Here is a 19,321-nt window from a genome sequence, read left to right as displayed (position 1 = left end):
TCAAGGGCTTTATATAATTCACTTTTGATCCTCTCATATCTTTGTTTTGCCTGCTCTGGATCTAACTTCCTGAGCTTTTGAATCTCATTAATCGATTCCTCATCTACAAACCAAAATGGCGGTTTTTCTTTTGATTTTCTCCAATAGGATGACAAATAGAATAATAGATCTTCATTTTCGTCTAGTCCTGCACCTTGATTATTTGTTGCTGCAGTAGACTGAGATAGCGCGTAATCTAAAGTGATTGCTTTGTATGTAAACCCACCAATCGAAGTGACCGTGTTTGTTCTTTGCTCGCAATAAGCTACATTTCTCTCAATTTGCTTAACATCTACATTTTGAAGGAGGTAATTGATCTTATCCTGGTGCACTTCCAACTGTTTCAGGCGATATCGAAGTTCCTTTTCTGGTGAATCTATATCGCCCTTGCCCTGATCTAATAAAACAGCATCTACAGGTTTATGCTTGTTTTCTATGTGAAATAGTATTTCAACCACTTTTCGCCCTTTTTTGATCTCCTCGAATGAAAAACTAATATCGGTTTTTTCAGATATTTCATTTTGAGCTACTTTAATCACCTTGTCTTTAAAGTGGCCATATTGTTTATATTTGGTCTGTTCAATTCCTAGAATAGATTTTAAATCCTGAATTGAAAATTTTCTTTTTTTCAGCTTCTCGTACTGTTTCAACAGCTCATAAAAGCGAATAGAATAGACGGAGTTTAGGCGGACGACATTCTCTAGCTGGTAGCTTGTGAATTTTTCCTTTAATTCTAAAAAGAAATCTTTCAAAGAGGGATGAAATTGCAAAATAATATATCCTTCTTTATCTTCATACTCTGAGGTGATTACCCAGTTTAAATTTCTTTCTTTGCCATCTTTTCGAATGGTTAATACCTTTTTTTGAAGGCCTAGTACGGTTTCTTTTAGATAAGAATAAAAACCCGTTCCTGTTTTATTTCCAATGATTTCGATAAAGTCCTTTGCTCGAAAGCGATAAGATTTCAGGATGTCATCATGCACTTGTACTTTCGAAGCCAATACTAAAAGAATCCTTTGTTCCTGGAGGGTTAGTTTATAGGTACTCTCAATAAGTTCATTTGATTTAGTCACCCAGTTTTTCAAATCAATGCTTTCTAGTTCATCCTGCTTCATGATTATTGGCCGATCCATCATACCCTCTCCTATCGCAAACGATTCTATCACTAATCTATCATAGGGGTGATAGTCATTTAAATAAGAAATTCTTAAAGATGGTAAAAATTCTAATAATCGTGGAAATCTGCGCAAAATTGGTGATAGTTAGACGCAAAAAAAGTGATAGTTAATTAAACTGCAAAAAAGGATCTTGGTAGAATATTTTCAATTGTTCTATATTGCAAACTATTTCCTCCATAATTTGACAGGTTATGAGAAACATTTACAAATGTTTCCCATATCACCTAACAAAAAAGGACGCAAAATTAGTGATACTTATAACGCAAAAAAGGTGATAGTTGACGCAAAATTAGTGATGGTCGCGCAAAATCGGTGATATTTAGCGCAAAAAAAGTGATATTTAAACGCAAAATTAGTGATAGTTCACGCAAGATAAGTGATACTTAACGCAAAAAAGGTGATAGTTCGCGCAAAATTAGTGATAGATAACCCCTTTGAACCCTTGGTATATCTGTGTTTTTTAACTCGGAAAACATATAAAACATGTTAAAACATATTAAAACAATATGTAAAACAACAAAACATGCTGTTGTGGTATTTATAATTTTAAAAATAATTAGTATTGAAAATTCTTTTTAAAAGAAAAAGCACCTCAATGAGATGCTGGTTACTGTATGGCACTTATATATAAATCTAAAGAATCCTCTACCTCACGTTCAACTAGTGCGATGAAATCTTGATAATCATCAGTTGTATGGGCCTTATCAAGAGATTCATAATAGGCTAAACGATTCTCGACTTTAATGATGACGGGGGGAAAACCATCTTTCATCAATTCCAGGTTTAAAAGAAGTCTGGACGTTCGACCATTTCCATCTACAAATGGGTGAATACCAACAAAGATGGCGTGTAACATGGCACCCCTCGTCACAGGATGGAGTGTGATCCCTTTTTGATGATACCACTTCAGCATCTGTTCCATTTGCTCCTGTATCAAATAATGCGCTGGAGGAGTATGCTTTGCACCTGCAATAAAAACCTGTTCCGTACGATAGACTCCTGCATGTTGATCATCAATCCCTTTTAAAACCAAACGATGCAAATTTTTTATTTGCCACTCTGATAAAGATTCTTTCTTTTGGACCAATTCTTCTACATAAGAAATGGCATCACGGTGGTTGATTACTTCTAAATGTTCGCGCATTGTTTTTCCACCAACGGTAATTCCCTCTAGAACGACCTTCGTTTCGTTCATTGTCAGGGTATTTCCTTCAATTGCGTTGGTATTATAGGTCCATTCAAGCAACAACTTTTCACGTAAGCTCTTTAGTGTATACATTGGTAACGGACGAGCAGCATCTAATTTAGCCTTCTTCTCATTAATGACTTCAAATATGATGGTTCACCTCACTTTAACTAACCAGCTGTTTATTATAATATTTTACACGATAACATAAAAATTCTACACGTTATTATTTTTTCCAAGCTTGTATTATTTTAAGCTATGTAATTATGATTTTTGCTATTTATTCGGTATTTATCCATGCCTCAGTGAGATATTTTTACTCTATATTATTAAGATATTTAATATGCCTTTCTACAAAAACCCCCTTGAAACAGGTACATTACTTGTTCCAAGGGGGAATTTTTATCTATTCTTTACAACTGGTAAACTAATATGGGATGAATATTTAGGGCTAAGATGAACGGTGTTGTTAGCAATGACAAAATCATCCTCGGAATCTACACCGAATGGGTTTCCGGTGTTAGGATTTCGATCAAATCTCGGGAAATTGCTGCTTGAAACGGATACTCTTATTCTATGTCCTTCTTTAAAGACATGACTAGTATCGTTTAAGTTCACCTCAATTTTATAGACTTCTCCATCTTTCATAAATACCTCTTTGTCTAGTCCATCACGAAATCTCATTCTTAGGATACCATCGTTTAATAATGTAGAGGTTCCATCAGGTGCGACATCGGTTAGTTTTACGGCAAAGTCAGTGTCTTTTGCGTCAGAGGACACATACAAAGTGGCGGTTATTTTTCCTGTAATTTCAACTTCCTCTTCTAAAACATCAGATGTGTACGTTAATGAGTTTTCCTCTGCAGGTCGTTGATCCATCGGCCCAACTCCATATGAATCATAAAGATTTTGACCGCCGATTGTGATATTTGGTTTTGCTGGATCATAAGCATACTCGTGCGCTTCTTTAGTCCGAGATACTTTTTTTGATAATCCTCCATCGTTTAGGGAATCAGCGCTCCCACTTTTTTCTTCGTTAAAATACCACTTCTGCTTCGTTGAGCTTTGAACAGGCCACTTTGTGGCGGTTTTCCATTCATTGTCGCCCATTGTGTAGTATTTGATAGGCTCTTCATCCATAATTCCATTATCGATTCCTTTTAGCCAATAATCGAACCAACGCTCCATCTCGCCTTTTAAATCGATCTCGTCCCCTTCAAAAAGAGGGCTATTTCCAATATCACGATGCTGCCATGGCCCCATTAGGAGTTTTTGATTTCCTTTTGCTCCTTTTCCACCTTTGTGTTGTAGGCCCAAGTAGTTTTTCATGGTACCTTCTGCATAAATGTCATACCAGCCGCCGACGTGATATGTTGGTACAGTCATATCAGAAAAATGCAGGCTAATATCACGGTAATTGAAGTGACCATCCTTCGTATCGTGTAAGAATATATCGTTAAACGTTGATACTTGATCTAAATAAGGGAAAGACTTAATTGGTGTATGCCAATACATATTAGGAAATTCTTTCGCAACGTCTTCAATTTCTTGATAAGTCTCTTCGTCAATTTCTCCTTGGTCGAGTAGATTTTTAGAATAAGAGACGTTCACTCCTGTTAACCAACGTGTAATTAATTCATGACGATATGCTCCACCTTGAAATAAGGTTTCTTCGTAATATTGTGATGACGTAATTTCCACGTACATGGCTTCTAGACCTGGAGGATTTTGTGTAGCCAGAATAGTCGCAGTCGCCCCTCTAGCAGAAGCTCCAAAAAGTCCTATCTTTCCGTTGCTCCAAGGTTGTTTATGTAGCCAGAGCATCGTATCATAACCATCTTTAGCATCATCGATATAAGGTTGATAGATCCCTTCGGAGTTAAATAATCCCCTAACATCTTGGACAACCACAACGTAGCCTTTCTTTGCAAATCTTTCCCCAACTTCTCGGTAATCTCCTCCAGACGGGTTATTGAAAGCCCCACTGTTATAAGGTGTTCTCGCTAATAAAATTGGATACTGTCGATTATCATTTGGACGATACACTCTAGTAGCGAGTTTTACTTCATCCTCCATTTCAACATAATGGTCTTCGATAATAATGTCTGTCTCCTCATTCGTTGCAGCTGTAAATGATGTAGGAATGAGTGTCAAAGTCATGATGAGAGATAAAATGAGTACAAATAAACTGTTCTTTTTCAAGCCCAAAAAGCAACCCCCCTAAAAAGTTTTTTATCTACTACGCAGAACTGCGGAGTATTTAAAAGTGTGACATAGTATTTAATAGGGTTTAGTCTATTAAAATACAAATAGAATATTTTAAATATTCAAAAATACACCGACATTATATAGTGCTTTTTAGTTCGTTACAAAACGTTTATGGTCAATTACAGAAATTTAACTATTTTGAACCAATCATTTTATGTGTATTTAGTATGATGGGTTTCTCTGCACAGTACTAAAGACCTCTATTTTGCTGTTTTTCTAAATTGAATAATCATTTTATTAAAATATATTTTTTAAAGAGTACTAGCTATAATTTCAGGATATTGTTTGTTAAGCAAGTCTGGTCGAAATTCAAAATCATTGATAGTTTATCGGGGGTTGGGGTACCTTTATAGAAGAAGCGTAAGTTGAATTAGCTTATTTGGATAACAAAAAAACCTTACAGCATTCCCAAACTAGAATGGTAAGGTTTTTCATTAGACTTGCCCTAATTTTATATATTGGTAGCTTTCTTTAATTGTGTGATCTTCATAACATCCAATTTTATAATAATCAAATAAATGGGTTACATATTTTGTTAACTCGAACTGTTCCTGTTGGATAAAATCAGTTAATGATTGCGTTCTCTGCTCCATACCTTAATCCTCCTCGTGTTCTCCCTTGTTGTTATCATTCTTTCCAAGCTTGTACAATTTTAAACTATTTATTTATTATTTTTTTCTATTTTTCTATTTGGTATTTGCCCCGCCTACGCAAGATACCGTGACAGCCACGCGTGCCATCCGCCTAAGTTCATTATATTTGAAAACGCTTACAATTTAAAGAAAAAACGTTCATCATATTTCGACACGTTGACGCGTTATCATCGTAAAGGAAATGAATGGCATGCTTATCTCGAAAGACTACCCTGACGACCTCAGAATTGCTTGTATGCGTGAGGGAGAACGTTGGAGACCTATACTACCTATCCGGTAGACTCAGAGTTTATCAGAGGCTGTTCTAAGGTCATGTATCACTTTATTTATCCTTCAGGTCTATATGTCAATTTTGATGCCGTACGATCGCTGTATGAGGCGTTTAATAAGGCCGCCTTAGGTGAATATGTATATTTGGATAGTTACCCCGATTGTTGGCGTCACTCCGAAATCCGATGCTCCTGTAAACGCTCTGGTCGAAAGGATGCAGTATGGAATTGCTGCTCAGGGATGTAATATTGATACGGAGGTTTTATGGTATTGGCATGAATTCTCTATTTTATTAAAATCAATGGTAACAACATTGTTATTTATGACATATATGTTGTTGTTATCAATAACAATGCTTTATATTGGTTTGGAAAACAACACTAAATCTTAAGATGTCCCTATAAATCCAGCCTCAACACCACTTCATCCATCTGTTCTTGCGTAATCCCAATGTAACGCAGTGTTTCCGCCTGGCTGGAATGGTTTAGCAGCTTTTGGATCATGGCGAGGTCGATTCCTTGTTGATAGGCAAAATAGCCGAAGGTTTTTCGCAGCGAATGAGTTCCGATTCGGTCGGTTATCCCGATGCTCTTACCCCTACAGCAAAGGAGCTATGATCACAAGAAACAGGATGAAAGATTAGTAGTGATTATTTATGATAAAAACTAGACCAGGATGTACCTGGTCCGGATCGCAAAGGAGAAAAAATGATGATCTGTGAATTTACTTGCTTGTTTAATTAAAAAAGTCAGGTTGCTGATTTACAATTCTTTCCCATAAAGGAGTGAAGCAACGTTTTGCCTCGTCAGGTGATCCAACTTGAGCTGCAGTATGCATCGCATGTTCCTCAGAAATTAAGACGGGTTTCCCTGCGGATTCTGCGATTATCTGCACCTGGCAGGACCGTTCCATATTAACAAACCACCAAACAGCTTCTTCTATAGAACCACCCACAGTAAGTAAACCATGATTTTGTAGAATACATGCTTTATGTTGTCCAAGAGCTTTTGCTATTCTCTGCCCTTCATCCAGCTGGTGAACAACTCCCGTATAGTCACTATATAAGCCATGATCTTTATAAAAGGCACAAGCTTCTTGATTAATTGGGTCCAGATATCTTCCGAGAGTGGACCAGGCTTTCCCATATACAGAGTGCGCATGGGCAGCTGCAACAACATCTGGGCGTGCCTTATGAAGTTGGGAATGAATCGTAAAACCAGCTTTGTTTACTTCCCTATGACCTTCGACCACTTCTCCTTCATGATTGACCATTACAAGATCAGACACTTTGATTTGACTAAAATGCATATTGTATGGATTAACCCAAAAACAATCCTCTCGAATAGGGTCTTTTACCGTGATGTGTCCGGCATTCCCTTCATCAAAACCAAATAGGGAGAAAAGACGAAACGAACCTGCTAATTTTTCTTTACGGGATTGGCGCTCTTGTTCAAGCGTTTGGATCTCATCTACTGTTTTCACTATTAAACACTCCTTCAATTAAAATAATGGGAATCTCCATGAAAAACGATTAAATCGCTTGGCGTTTTGCTTTTATTCTATTAATCAAGCTTAATTCGGAAAGTAACATTTCTTGATTTCTTAAGAGACGGTGAGCTTCTTCGATAGTGATTGGTTGAAAAACGATTTGCTCCCCGGGTTTTTTTTGAGCGATATAGGGCATATCAGCTGAAATAATAACCCCCATTTTTGTATAACCTCCAGATGTTCCACAATCAGCCATATGAATAATAGGCTGGCCACTTCCCGGAACCTGAATCGTACCAGCTGAAATAAAATCTGAAATGATATCCGGACCATTGATATGTTGCAAATGAGGTCCTTGAAGGCGATAGCCCATTCGATCAGAATCATTGGTCAATGTATAGGGTTCGTTCAAAAATGCTTCGAATGATTTTGGTGTGAATTCTTCATGATGTGGTCCAAGAATAAACCGAACAGAACGAGATGACTTAAAATCCGGAATATCATTGGGACGTAGTCTTCTTCCATTTAAACTATTAACATGGAAGACTGACTCCCCTACTTGAAGATCATCGCCAGATTTAAGACCTCTGCCCTCAATGCCCCCGTAATTACCACGAACATAGGTAGATCGGCTCCCCATAACTTTAGGAGTATCAATTCCTCCGGCAAAGGCAATATAGGCACGGCATCCATCTACACATGGACCAAAGGTTAATGTATCTCCTTTTTCTACACGAATCGCTTTCCACATTGGGATGGATTGGTTATTAATAGAAGGATTTAAATTACCACCTGTTATGGCGATCACCCCTTCTCTTTGAAACAAGAGATGCGGTCCAATAAGCGTGGCTTCCAATGCAGCTGCGCTTTCTCTATTTCCAACAAGAATATTGGCCAGTTGTAATGATAATTTATCCATGGCTCCGGATGTAGATACTCCAAAAGTACGATATTCAGGACGGCCTAAATCTTGAACAGTCGTTAATAATCCTGGTTTCATTACTTTTACGAATTCCATTTCAAATCCCACTCTCTTTGCTGTTCTTGCCCCCACAATTCGGCTTCTTCTTTACTAATCGCAACATATTGAATAAAATCTCCAGCTTGAAGCATACTTGGCGGTTCTGCATAAGGGTTAAACATTTCCATTGGTGTCCAGCCAACTAAATGCCACCCAGAAGGGGCATCCATCGTAAATATCCCCGTTAAGTTATTGACTATTTGGATCGTCCCTTTTCTAACCCTAATGCGGGGATTGGTCCGCCTAGGAAGGGATAATCTAGGATCAATATCCCCACCATATGGATAGCCAGCGATGAAGCCAATCATATATACGTAATACGGTTTGGATTGGAGAATGGATAGGACTTCATCTACACTCACCCCCGCATGATTGGCGATTTCTTCTAAATCAGGACCGTACTCTCCTCCAAATGCGACTGGGACATAAAGAGTTTTACTATTTAAAGGAACCTGTTTAGAAATATTTCCTTCTATTTGTTTGAGTTCCTCCAATAATTCAACATACCCTATAACCATAGGATCATAGCAAACTGTAAGGTTATTAAAGGCTGGAATCAACTGGATGACCCCTGGTATCTGACTTTCTTCGATTAAACGTGAGAGAGTTTGAACCTTCTTATTCGTTTCAATCGAGATGTTCTTTTCAAACTGGATCACCACAGCCTGGTCACCCATTGTAGTAAAGGTAGGAGAAATATTTATAGTTTGAGACTCCACGACCGTTCACCCTTTCTTTGTGGAGGAGTCAAGATGAAAATTTACTGATGCCACTGACCAACAGGAGCAATTTTAATTCCCTTTTCTTCAATTCTCTTTTTTATATAGTGCACAATTTCGAGTGCCCCTTGCGTATCACCATGAACACATACACTGTCTGCTTGAATGTCAATAAATTCTCCATCAAGGGTTTTTGCTTTCCCATCTAAAATCATTCTTAATACATTTTCGGCAGCTTCTTTTGGATCTTTGATAACAGCGCCAGGTATTTTTCTAGAAACAAGCGTGGCATCCTTGTTATAAGCGCGATCCGCAAAAACTTCTAACACATAGGATAAACCTTTTTCTTCTGCTGCCTTATGAATCTCAGTTCCTGGTAAGACATAAAGTTTGGCTTCTGGAATCACCAATTGAACAGAGTCCACAATCGCATCAGCAATCATTCGATTAACAAATGACATGTTCCCCATACTGCCGTGAGCCTTTACATGTTGAATGCGAACCTTGTGTTTCTTACAAAAGGCGTCCAATGCCCCGATTTGATAGATGATATAATTCATTAAATCTTCTCGGGATACATCTATATCTCTCCTACCAAACCCTAAACGATCTGGAAATCCGACATGGACACCAATTCCTACATTATTTTCTTTAGCCATAGCCACGGTTTGATCCATAATGTTTGGGTCACCCGCGTGAAATCCGCATGCAATGTTTGCTGAAGAAACCAATTTAATGATTTCTTCATCCATTCCTAATTTATAAGGACCAAAGCCTTCGCCCATATCGCAGTTCAAATCAATTTTTAGCCCCATTATATTTGACCTCCAAAAGTGAATGTGTAAATTCATGAATAGAAAAATTTTTTATAGATTCACTGACTTACCATCGGTGTTATTTGCTTCCTCAGCCGTCACATCTTCATTGGTATACCATATGAATTTGCCAGTGAATCCATAAAACAATGCAATCGCAATCCCAATAAAGTTAAGCCATAAAAATGGAAGGTACGACATAGTAGCTACGCCTAGTACAGTCGCCATATAAATCCCATTATCTGACCATCCGACCATCGGTCCGGTCAAGATCCCCCCACTCTCCATATTTCTAGATAAAACACGTCGGTCTATATTTAACTTTTCATAATTTTTTTCAGTCATCTTAGCACCTGTAATTAAAGAAACGTATCCAGCACTTCCAAAGACATTACCCAAAAAGGCTGAAAAGATGGTGGCGGCAGTTAGACTTCCTGAACCGGTAATAAATTTTGCTAGCCTATCTCTAAGGGTATCCAAGACTCCCACATAATCCATTAACCCCCCAAACCCTAAGGCTAAGATCATGATGCTAATAACGCCCAACATCGATTCAATGCCTCCACGATTAAATAACGTATCAACAAAGGGAATTCCGGATTCGATACTAAACCCACTGTACAAAGTACCTATTGCCTGAATCACATCCATTCCTTGAAAGAGGGATGCCCAAAGGACCCCGAGGATAGAGCCGAATGCGAGAGTAGGAATCGTAGGGATCTTTTTAGCTAGCATGAAAATAACTGTTAACATTGGAATTAGCATGTACCAACCAATATTAAAATTAGCATTCAGTGCGTTGATATTTTCTTGTACAATGTTCATATCACTTCCGTTGCGGTTATAGAAAAAACCGGTTATCAAAAAGAGGACCCCGGAAATGATAAGAGCTGGCAGGCTGATTAATAGCATAGATCGGACGTGAGCAATGATTTCTACTCTTGCTAGAGAAGCTGTTAAGACCGTTGAATCGGAAAGAGGTGACAGTTTATCCCCAAAATATGCTCCCGATATGACCGCACCAGCAACGAGTGGCAAAGGCAATCCAAAGCTCTCACCAATCCCCATCATGGCGATACCAGCTGTTCCAGCTGTTCCCCAGGAAGTCCCTGTCGCAACTGAGGTAATCGCACAAATTAAGAGTGTAGCTAAAAGAAATATACTAGGGTGAATAATCTGTAATCCATACGTTATAAGGGTTGGAACAATTCCTCCTGCAATCCATGAACCAATTAAAGCCCCTACAAAAATAATGACGAGAATGGCTTCTAATCCAGTGTGGATTCCAGTCGCTATCGATGATTGTAAATTATTGTACGAATGTCCTAAACGTAATCCGAGAATTATGATTAAAAACCATGATGCCAATAGGGACAATTGAATAGGAAGACTAAAGACAGCGAGAGTAAAGTACATGATGACTAGAAACAATACAAGTACAGTGGAAATTTCCGATAATTTAGGTTGTCGAATTTGATTAACCTCCATTTTACATCTCCTATCTTTATATATTTCCTTACAAGAGTAAGGTTTTTATACAATTCTCGAATTCTAAATGATATGTTAATCAAACATTAATGGGCGCGCGACTTTGTTGTAAGTTCCCCCATCAACCATTAATGAGTGACCACTAATATAACTTGATTCATCTGAGATGAGGAATAAACAAGCATTCGCAATGTCCTCTCCCGTTGCTATTCTACCAAGGGGCTGATACGCTAACGACTGACTTAGGGCTTCCTCTGGATCTGGTAAACTTTTAAAGGATTCATATAACATGGGAGTATCCACTGTACTTGGACATACGGCATTCACACGAATATTAAGAGGGCCACAATCTAAAGCCATTTGTCTTGTCAAGGCTGTCATACCACCCTTCGATGCAGCGTAGGCAGCAAATCTAGTAATCGTTCGATAGGCATGCCAAGAAGCCATATTCACAATCGCGCCCCCTCCACGTTTTTCCATTGCTGAAATGGCATACTTGGAGCAAAGAAACGTACCTGTTAAGTTAACATTTAAGACTTTCATCCACTCTTCTAATGACGTGTCCTTTGCAGATTTCCGAAGGGTCGCGGCTGCATTATTGACGAGTGCGTCCAGCCCTCCGAAATGGGATTCAGTCGCTTGAATCAAGTCTTTCACATCTTGTTCATTGCTTACGTCTGTCTTAACAAAAATGGCATCGATATCTTGTTCTTGTAAAGCATCTACAGTTTTCACTCCGATTTCTTCGTTAATATCTGCGATTACAATTTTTGAACCATGTTCACCGAGTTTTTTTGCTGTAGCTTCACCAATCCCTTGGCTTCCACCTGTAATGATCGTTACTTTTCCTTTTAATCTCATCTTAACTCCTCCATTTTTTGATTAATAAACAGCAGTTTCCAAAACGAGTTTATTGGTAGCAAACCTCTCAACCGATAACGGTGACAAATCAATAGTTTCGAATTTTCCTAGACGAATTAATTCGGAAAGTCCTTTTCCTGCGGCTGGAGCATGTTGGAATCCATGTCCACTAAACCCCGAAATAATATAATATCCTTTCATTAAAGGATGGCCGCCAATTATGGCATTATGATCGACAGGATTATAATCATACAGCCCCGCCCAACCGCGTTCTAGCTTTAATTGTTCAAAGTTCGAACACCTCTCGGCTAGAACTGGCCAAATTTCCTCCTCAAAAAAGGATTTTTCTAGTTTGAAATCATATCCGAATGGAACGTCTTTCGCCCATCCAACTACAATTTTTGAGCCCTCTCCACGAAAGTGAAGCCCTGTAGGGTCAAACGTAAAAGGAATCGTATTTTGAAATTTTTTCGTTGTATCTATACTAAATAATTGACGTCGAAGGGGTTTTACAGGAATCTCAATACCGATTTTTTTGCTTAGTTCTCCAGACCAAGCACCTGCCGCGTTCACAACTATCGGTGCACGATAGGATTCCCCGTTTTTCGTTTTAATTCCTGTAACCTTCTGCTGTTCAGTTAGGATCGTGTCAATTTCTTCATAGACAAAGGACACACCCATTCTTTTTATTTTTTTTATATACCCTTGTAAGACTGAATAAGGATCTGCATTTCCTGCATCTGGATCGAAAACAGAACCAGCTAAATCTTCCACATTAAGCTCAGGAAAGAAGAATTTCGTTTCGTTTTGATTCATGAGATCAGCCCGTACTCCAAGAGCTTCTTGTATTTTTAAAATTTCTTTAAAAATTGGAAGTGCGGTAGCATTTAATAAATACAAATAACCGTGTTGATGGAAGTCAATATGGCAGAGGTCCCCATCAATGGCCATCTCATTCTCGAAGTTTTTATATACTTGGTAGCTATATTGGCTCATTTTGATATTAATTTCTGTGCTAAAGGTTTGCCGAATTCCTCCCTCACTTCGAGGTGTAGAAGAATATTCATAAGTTGGGTCCTTTTCAAATATAGCGATGCTCCCGGTATAACCATCTTTCAGTAAGTTATAGGCAAGGCTACCAGCCATTATCCCACCGCCAACAATAATTAAATCGTATTGATTTCTCACATATCTATCCCCCTTCTTATGTTTGTACGATATTAATTTCTTAGTAATTTCTATTTCATATTTTTCATAATTCAAAAGGTTAATATGAACGCCCGGGCTATTTTGTTAACAGTATGAATTTTTTGTATATTAAATATATTCCATTTGTAAACTTTATTTCAACGCCAATAATGTACAAAAAAATCAAATATTTTCACAATGTCTATAGTGTAAATTGCACAAAAATGTATAATTAATATAAAAATATTAAGTTATTCATCAACAAAGAAAGCGCTTTTATGTGGATTTTGATTTTTACTGTTAGATATTCTAACCAAATCCGCGACTATGATTAGAAAAGGTGGTAGTAAATGATATTAAAGCAAATTGCACAAAAGGTCTCTGATGATACATCAAGAATCATCGGTTATCAAGTAAGTATTTCGGATGAAAATGGATATTTAATTGGTGTTAATGACCGCAGCCGAATTGGCTTATTTGATGAATTATTTTCTATAGTGATAAAAGAAAGAAAGTTAATGTATTGGGGTGAAGAAGATGCCGTCGAATTGCCGAACATATATCCAGGAGTAGCCGCACCCATTATCGTAAATGGGGAAGTCTTAGGTGCTATTGGTATAATTGGAAAAGTTGAGGAGGATTCTGAAACCGAAAACTATATTCACCTTCTTAAAAACCATATAGAAATGGTGTGTTATGAAGAAATACGGAAAGAAGTGAAAGCATTCGAAGCAAGTTCTTTAGACACATTAATTCATTATATTTTGCATTTTGATAAGAGTAAACACGACATGAATCATGTTATAAGATACGGTAATATGCTAGGATTTGATTTAAACCTAAATCGAATTTGCTTCATTATTGAAATAAAAACATTGTCCTTAGATCATGATGGAAATATGCAACAACCAACATTACAGCAGTTTCAGTACGAAATCCTAGAACTGATTGGTAATCTATTTAAAGATAATCAAGAAGATTTAATAGGAGTTTTAGATTTTGAGCATTATTGCATTTTAAAGACCGTGCCTACTACTAAAATTGATGAATCATATTTTGAAATGATAAAAACAAAATCAGAAAGACTGAACAAGCATTTAGAAAGTAAATATAAGCTATCTGCTCTAGTAGCAATTGGGGATCTTCATACAGGGATAAATGGAATAATTGAATCTTACCAAGAGGCACTTAAAACACTTGTAGCTGGAAAAAGGATGAACAGTGAACATAATATTTATAACTATAATAGCCTCACTGTGATGTTAGAAATTTTATTAAGTGAAATACCTTCAGGTGCTGTTAACAAAGTAAATAAAAAACTACGTTCATTTATAGAACATGAAAGCTTTAAAACACTTTCGCATACGTTCTTAATGTACTGTAAATACAATATGAATTTAAGCGAAACGGCCCGTAAGTTATTTATCCATCGTAATTCATTGATTTATAGGCTAGAAAAAATTAAGAAATTAACGGGTTTAGACATAGCTAAATTCGAAGATTGTTTACTGCTTTATATTACAATTAAAAATTTATCAAATGAAAATATTAATGCTTTAGATCAAGTTAAATCCTAAAAATTCTACCTAAAAGAACTTATTCAAATAAAGTCCGCGGTTTCGGAGTCTGCGCCGTATACGGTAACAGGGAGGGGCTTCCTCACCCCACAACGATTTTACTTACAAGGGTTACGACTTTCAAATTACTTGCTGTAGGTCGTAACTCTTTTTGAATCAAAAATGACGCACTCTATTAAACCTGTACTTTAAACTGATATTAACACCAGCTGAATATACATAATAATATATATGATGTTATATACATTAACAATGATTATAATATATAAATTACCTTATAGTACTATACAGTTTTATGGAGAAGATGGAACGGATACTACGCGAAAAAACTTCTACTCTTGAGCAATGGTTTTTTTGAAGAATCTTTCAGAGTGACAAATCTAGGAATAACAAATACTAAAACCTTCTATCTATAACATTTTTGGGTTTAACAACTCCTTCAAAATAAAAAGACCTTACAGCATCCTTAGAAAGAATGGTGAGGTCCTTATGATAGTTGTACTATACTCGTTTTTCTACGCCTTTTTGCTATTGTATTCTCTTCATTAATGCGAGTTTTATAATGATCAAACAAAGGAGTAATGTATGGTCTCAATTCAACGCGCTCTTTTTGGATAAAACCCATTAAGATATATTTTTCCTTGAAAGTTTCTCTTATTGTGTCCCTACTTGTACTATTCTAAACAATTAATCTATTATTTTTATAATTTTTCTATGTAAATATGGTATTTTCCCAACTGCGCGATAATACCAAGATGACTACGCGCGCATCTCGCTATATTAAGACTAAATGAAAACGTTGAAATATTAAGTTAGACGGTTTATTTTGATAGATTATGGGGTGTTTTAACAAAGTGATATATAAAATTTATTTTCTATCTCGCTATAAATCCAGCCTCAACACCACTTCATCCATCTGTTCCTGCGTAATCCCAATGTAACGCAGTGTTTCTGCCTGGCTGGAATGGTTCAGCAGCTTTTGAATCATGGCGAGGTCGATTCCTTGTTGATAGGCAAAATAGCCGAAGGTTTTTCGCAGCGAATGGGTTCCAATACGATCGGTTATCCCGATACTCCTAGCCGCATCATTCAAGATCTCATAAGCGTGCTGACGGCTGATCGCCCTTCCGCCTTTTTGACTGCGGAATAACGCCTCACGAGGCTGCGCAGAGGTCCGTTCGATTTCGATATAACGGGCAATAAGGCGGCGTGTCTTCTGGTTAAGGGCGACGGTGCGCTTCTTATTGGTTTTCTTTTCGCGCAGCTCTATCCTATCTGTTATCCCTTTTGGCGTCATCACATCTGCCACCTTTAGTCCTAAGAGATCACTGATCCGAAGACCAGTATTGATGCCTAGAACAAAGAGAAGTTCATTTCGAAGGGAGGATGCACGCAACATCTTCTTCATGGCCTCTATTTTTTCTTTATCTTTAATCGGTTGGACCGTTTGCATGATCTGACGCCTCCTGCGTTTCAATATGAATATGTAAGATTTCGCCTTAAAAGTGAGGTTGATAACAAGTGCTGACACACCTTCAGGCTCAAGACTTTGAATAGCAGCGTAAATCTGACACAACTGGCTTTTGTAAGATTTACATATATCTTAAAAAAACTCCACCGCAACGGCAGAGTGATTACCTTTCTTTTACATGAATGAGCCAGCCATACATGTCTCTTAGCCTCTGTGCCTGTTCCTCTGCGTGCTCCTTAGTCGCAAAAGTGCCGGTAACAAGATAGTACCTATTCTCATCCTTATCTCTTAATCTAGCTGCTTTCGCTAGCCCCACCGCATGCGCCTGTGCGACCTGCTCCAGGAAAGTTTCTGATTTTAAAAGTTTTGCCTCATCAGGATTTGAAATAAACATTGTCTCCGTTAAGAGAGCTGGCATCACGGTCTCGCGTAGGACGGCTAAATCTTGTTGTTTCACACCGCGATCGGGAATGCCAAAGTTGTTCATCACCTTCATAACTTCCGAATGAACCAGTTGCTGAAGCACAGCAGTTTCCCCTGTAGTTCCAGGGTAGCGAAAGGTTTCGAAGCCTTCCGAATCGGCGTTGAGGCTGTTAATATGAAACGAGCAAAAGAGATCGGCTTTGGCTAAATTGGCCATGTGTACACGCTCAGAGAGGCTAAGAAAGACGTCTCGGTTCCGCGTGTACATGACGTCGCAATCATAATGGGTCCGCAAGTACACCCCGGTTTTTAAGGCTAACTTCAACGTAATCTCTTTTTCTAGTAATCCATTTCCAATCGCGCCTGGATCCTTGCCTCCGTGGCCGGCATCAATGGCGATGAGCATAGGACTCCCCTCCCCTTCCTTTATCCTTTTAATGATATGGTCAGATCATTAATGGATTGTGACAGCTGATCGATTTTTGTTTCCATCCGATTTAGGAGGTAAAAGGTCACTAACATCGGAAATCCAACTTCGCTGATCAAAGAAACCCAATCCATCATTCTCCCTCCCTTCCATGAGTAAATGAAAACGGAAGGCTCACGCACCTTCCGTCCTAGATTACGGCAATTGAATTTCTTGAGTCGTACGGTCGATGACCCTAGCGCTATTCGCAGCAACAATTCTGCCTTTAGCCGTTGTAAATACACTCGCTAACGCAATTTGATCCATCGCGGCCTTAATTTCAGCCGCACTAAGAGGCTCTTTCGGATTCTTAACCGAAACCTTTGCGATTCCGAACTCTGCATCAAAGATCAACTCCAATGTTTTCGCCATTGCTTGCATCCTCCTTTCGTTTATTTCAAAGTCATTTCATCATTAAAAATTCACTAAATCATTTGTATCAACTGTCGTAAACCCGTAAGCCACGCCATGATACAAGCTTGAAAGTGCTTGTGCAGCATTAAAAAGATTCTCCGTTGTTGCGTCTTTATCAATGTTTGAATACGCATAACGTTTGATAATCGGCTTTCCATCTTCCGGATTTACTCCTTCTTCGAAAGTAAGCACAAGTGATTTTTTTAATAGTTCTTCCATTGCCATGGTCATCCCCTCCTTTCATACCTTCACTATATCGATTGCGAATTTTTCCATCAAAAGGGCTTTAAATCTGAAAACAGGTTATAAACAGGGGATTTTTAATAGTACAAGATCATAAATCTAGCAAAATTATATTTTTCAGCTTAAAACAATAGAAAAGCTAGATTTAATACAAATAAACTTGAGAGAGATTGTGAAGATATTCACTTGGTTTGCTTGAATTAACGGGGGGGTGCAAAAGTTGCCTTTGTTGTGATAAAGATAATGGGATTTTATGGTAGAGTGAATAAGGAGGAACTTGTACATGAAAATTTTCATATTAATTTTGCTTATCATTTCGTTATTTTTTGATTGGAAAAAATTTAGAAAAAATGTTAAAGATGCAAATGGAGAGGAAGAAATAAGACAGGAATTTGTCCCGTTTCTATTGTCTATTATCCTATTTGTTATCTTTCTTATTTCACTTGTTTTTTAAATGGCCATTAAATGAATAAAGGACGAGAAAGTTTCGCATTGAAACGGATCGTCCTTTATGATGCTTTTATGCTTGTTTCTATCCTGCCGAAAACACCCAGCTCTTCCGATAAGGTTCGTGAATTTCTCCGTAACAGAGCTCGAGATATCTTGCATTTTTTAACTGTTCCTTGCAAAATTTCTCCGTATGCAGCGCCTTCATTTCATGTTTCGATAAGTAAACAGTGGTCTCATTTTTTGTTTCAGGATCGAAACCCTGGACTTCTTTCGCAATAACCCAGCCGACTGGGGTTTGATGGCCGATTGGCTTCCGAACGTGAAAAGGGATCAGAATCGTTCCATACGATAACACAACCGGAACGAGCTGTTTCTTCCCCACTAATTTGCCAAATCGATCTCGATTGGCAGCCAAACTGGTTCCGAAATAATAAAGTAATTTATTCAGAAACGACTCGCACCTCATTTCAAGAAGTTCGCTTGAGCCATCTTTGAACAATACCTGAACAGAATCTCCTACATTTTCTTGATAAACTGGTACAAATGCTTGTCCTGAGGATAAGAATGTTTCAATCTGCTTCCATTCCATCCAATCACCATCCCGTCATCTCGGTTTGCGTTAACGTATCAACTACAAAATAGCTCTTATAAGGCAAATTGACGAATTTCCTATCAATCTAAAAACTTAGAAAAACAAGCTTGTTTTGACCCAAAAACAGATCTAAAACTAATCTTTTGGGTGGTTTTCCAATAATTATGTAAAAAAGAAATTTCAGAGAAAAAAGAGTTTAAAGGTAAAAGTATGTACTTTTTAATTATAAATAATCTTTAAATTATTTTATACAATTTAGGAAAAGTTCATAAATTTTTCTTATCTATATTTGATAAAAAAACCCCATCCATCTAATGAACACTTTAGGATCATTATTAAAGAAAATCGCTATTTTAAAAGGATTTTCCACTGTCTAAATAGAATTAATGATAATAGCATCTTTGTTGATAACAAAGATTTAAAAACATATGTTAATATATATGTTGTTATATACCTTTAAGACAATGATAACTTATACATAATGGTTAACATCAATTTTAATGATGAAAGA

The 19,321-nt window shown here is 37.5% G+C and carries 20 protein-coding genes; 2 read left to right on the top strand and 18 right to left on the bottom strand.

What is annotated here, in order from left to right; all coding sequences use genetic code 11:
• The 12 genes from CZ487_RS00755 to CZ487_RS00700 form a co-directional block, all read right to left on the bottom strand.
• Nucleotides 1-1,175: replication initiation protein (locus tag CZ487_RS00755; protein ID WP_237562777.1), on the bottom strand; the 1,175-nt coding region annotated here is incomplete at its 3' end.
• A 649-nt stretch (nt 1,176-1,824) separates the two neighbouring features.
• Nucleotides 1,825-2,553 carry a Fic family protein gene (locus CZ487_RS00750; RefSeq protein ID WP_077210437.1) on the bottom strand — a complete coding sequence of 243 codons (729 nt, stop codon included), beginning with the start codon at nt 2,551-2,553 and terminating at the stop codon, nt 1,825-1,827.
• A 252-nt stretch (nt 2,554-2,805) separates the two neighbouring features.
• Nucleotides 2,806-4,611: a CocE/NonD family hydrolase gene (locus CZ487_RS00745; protein WP_077210436.1), complete on the bottom strand. Its 1,806-nt coding sequence runs from the start codon at nt 4,609-4,611 to the stop codon at nt 2,806-2,808.
• 494 nt (nt 4,612-5,105) lie between these two features.
• On the bottom strand, nt 5,106-5,264 hold the full coding sequence (locus CZ487_RS26455; protein ID WP_154676001.1) for a hypothetical protein: 159 nt from the start codon (nt 5,262-5,264) through the stop codon (nt 5,106-5,108).
• Between the two features lie 728 nt (nt 5,265-5,992).
• Nucleotides 5,993-6,175, bottom strand: a complete 183-nt coding sequence (locus CZ487_RS00735) for a tyrosine-type recombinase/integrase (protein WP_419865699.1) — start codon at nt 6,173-6,175, stop codon at nt 5,993-5,995.
• Nucleotides 6,176-6,329: 154 nt separating this feature from the next.
• The gene (locus CZ487_RS00730) at nt 6,330-7,076 is read right to left on the bottom strand and encodes a class II aldolase/adducin family protein (RefSeq protein ID WP_202617770.1); all 747 of its coding nucleotides are present in this window, start codon (nt 7,074-7,076) and stop codon (nt 6,330-6,332) included.
• Nucleotides 7,077-7,125: 49 nt separating this feature from the next.
• A complete protein-coding gene (locus tag CZ487_RS00725; protein ID WP_077210432.1) occupies nt 7,126-8,100 on the bottom strand; it encodes a 5-oxoprolinase subunit C family protein in 975 nt (324 codons plus the stop codon).
• Nucleotides 8,088-8,822: a 5-oxoprolinase subunit PxpB gene (gene pxpB, locus CZ487_RS00720; RefSeq protein ID WP_084783099.1), complete on the bottom strand. Its 735-nt coding sequence runs from the start codon at nt 8,820-8,822 to the stop codon at nt 8,088-8,090. Before pxpB ends, CZ487_RS00725 begins: the two co-directional genes overlap by 13 nt.
• Nucleotides 8,823-8,863: 41 nt before the next feature.
• Nucleotides 8,864-9,637, bottom strand: a complete 774-nt coding sequence (locus tag CZ487_RS00715) for a LamB/YcsF family protein (RefSeq protein WP_077210431.1) — start codon at nt 9,635-9,637, stop codon at nt 8,864-8,866.
• Between the two features lie 51 nt (nt 9,638-9,688).
• Nucleotides 9,689-11,125, bottom strand: coding sequence for a Na+/H+ antiporter NhaC (nhaC, locus tag CZ487_RS00710; RefSeq protein ID WP_077210430.1), 1,437 nt, complete (start codon nt 11,123-11,125; stop codon nt 9,689-9,691).
• A gap of 75 nt (nt 11,126-11,200) precedes the next feature.
• A complete protein-coding gene (locus CZ487_RS00705; RefSeq protein ID WP_077210429.1) occupies nt 11,201-11,986 on the bottom strand; it encodes an SDR family NAD(P)-dependent oxidoreductase in 786 nt (261 codons plus the stop codon).
• 21 nt (nt 11,987-12,007) lie between these two features.
• Entirely contained in the window at nt 12,008-13,174 is a 1,167-nt protein-coding gene (locus CZ487_RS00700; RefSeq protein WP_077210428.1) for an NAD(P)/FAD-dependent oxidoreductase, read from the bottom strand.
• Nucleotides 13,175-13,524: 350 nt separating this feature from the next.
• Between CZ487_RS00700 and CZ487_RS00695 the strand changes: the two genes are divergently transcribed.
• On the top strand, nt 13,525-14,751 hold the full coding sequence (locus CZ487_RS00695; protein ID WP_077210427.1) for a sugar diacid recognition domain-containing protein: 1,227 nt from the start codon (nt 13,525-13,527) through the stop codon (nt 14,749-14,751).
• Nucleotides 14,752-15,634: 883 nt separating this feature from the next.
• Here CZ487_RS00695 and CZ487_RS00690 read toward each other — a convergent pair.
• The 5 genes from CZ487_RS00690 to CZ487_RS00670 form a co-directional block, all read right to left on the bottom strand.
• Nucleotides 15,635-16,204: a site-specific integrase gene (locus CZ487_RS00690; RefSeq protein ID WP_077210426.1), complete on the bottom strand. Its 570-nt coding sequence runs from the start codon at nt 16,202-16,204 to the stop codon at nt 15,635-15,637.
• Nucleotides 16,205-16,385: 181 nt separating this feature from the next.
• Nucleotides 16,386-17,051 (bottom strand): N-acetylmuramoyl-L-alanine amidase family protein, encoded by a 666-nt coding sequence (locus CZ487_RS00685; protein WP_077210425.1) that lies wholly within the window; start codon nt 17,049-17,051, stop codon nt 16,386-16,388.
• A 20-nt stretch (nt 17,052-17,071) separates the two neighbouring features.
• The gene (locus tag CZ487_RS00680; protein ID WP_077210424.1) at nt 17,072-17,206 is read right to left on the bottom strand and encodes a YvrJ family protein; all 135 of its coding nucleotides are present in this window, start codon (nt 17,204-17,206) and stop codon (nt 17,072-17,074) included.
• Nucleotides 17,207-17,267: 61 nt separating this feature from the next.
• Nucleotides 17,268-17,483, bottom strand: a complete 216-nt coding sequence (locus CZ487_RS00675; RefSeq protein WP_077210423.1) for a DUF2922 domain-containing protein — start codon at nt 17,481-17,483, stop codon at nt 17,268-17,270.
• A 42-nt stretch (nt 17,484-17,525) separates the two neighbouring features.
• Nucleotides 17,526-17,750 carry a DUF1659 domain-containing protein gene (locus CZ487_RS00670; protein WP_077210422.1) on the bottom strand — a complete coding sequence of 75 codons (225 nt, stop codon included), beginning with the start codon at nt 17,748-17,750 and terminating at the stop codon, nt 17,526-17,528.
• Between the two features lie 301 nt (nt 17,751-18,051).
• Here CZ487_RS00670 and CZ487_RS26450 point away from each other — a divergent pair, with 301 nt between their 5' ends.
• Entirely contained in the window at nt 18,052-18,222 is a 171-nt protein-coding gene (locus CZ487_RS26450; protein ID WP_154676000.1) for a hypothetical protein, read from the top strand.
• 78 nt (nt 18,223-18,300) lie between these two features.
• Here CZ487_RS26450 and CZ487_RS00665 read toward each other — a convergent pair whose 3' ends face one another.
• Nucleotides 18,301-18,807: a competence protein ComK gene (locus CZ487_RS00665; protein WP_077210421.1), complete on the bottom strand. Its 507-nt coding sequence runs from the start codon at nt 18,805-18,807 to the stop codon at nt 18,301-18,303.
• Nucleotides 18,808-19,321 lie beyond the last annotated feature (514 nt).

Origin of the sequence: Robertmurraya dakarensis (assembly GCF_900156875.1) — a bacterium.
Taxonomy (GTDB): Bacteria; Bacillota; Bacilli; order Bacillales; family Cytobacillaceae; genus Robertmurraya; species Robertmurraya dakarensis.
This window is presented reverse-complemented; position numbering and strand designations above follow the sequence as displayed.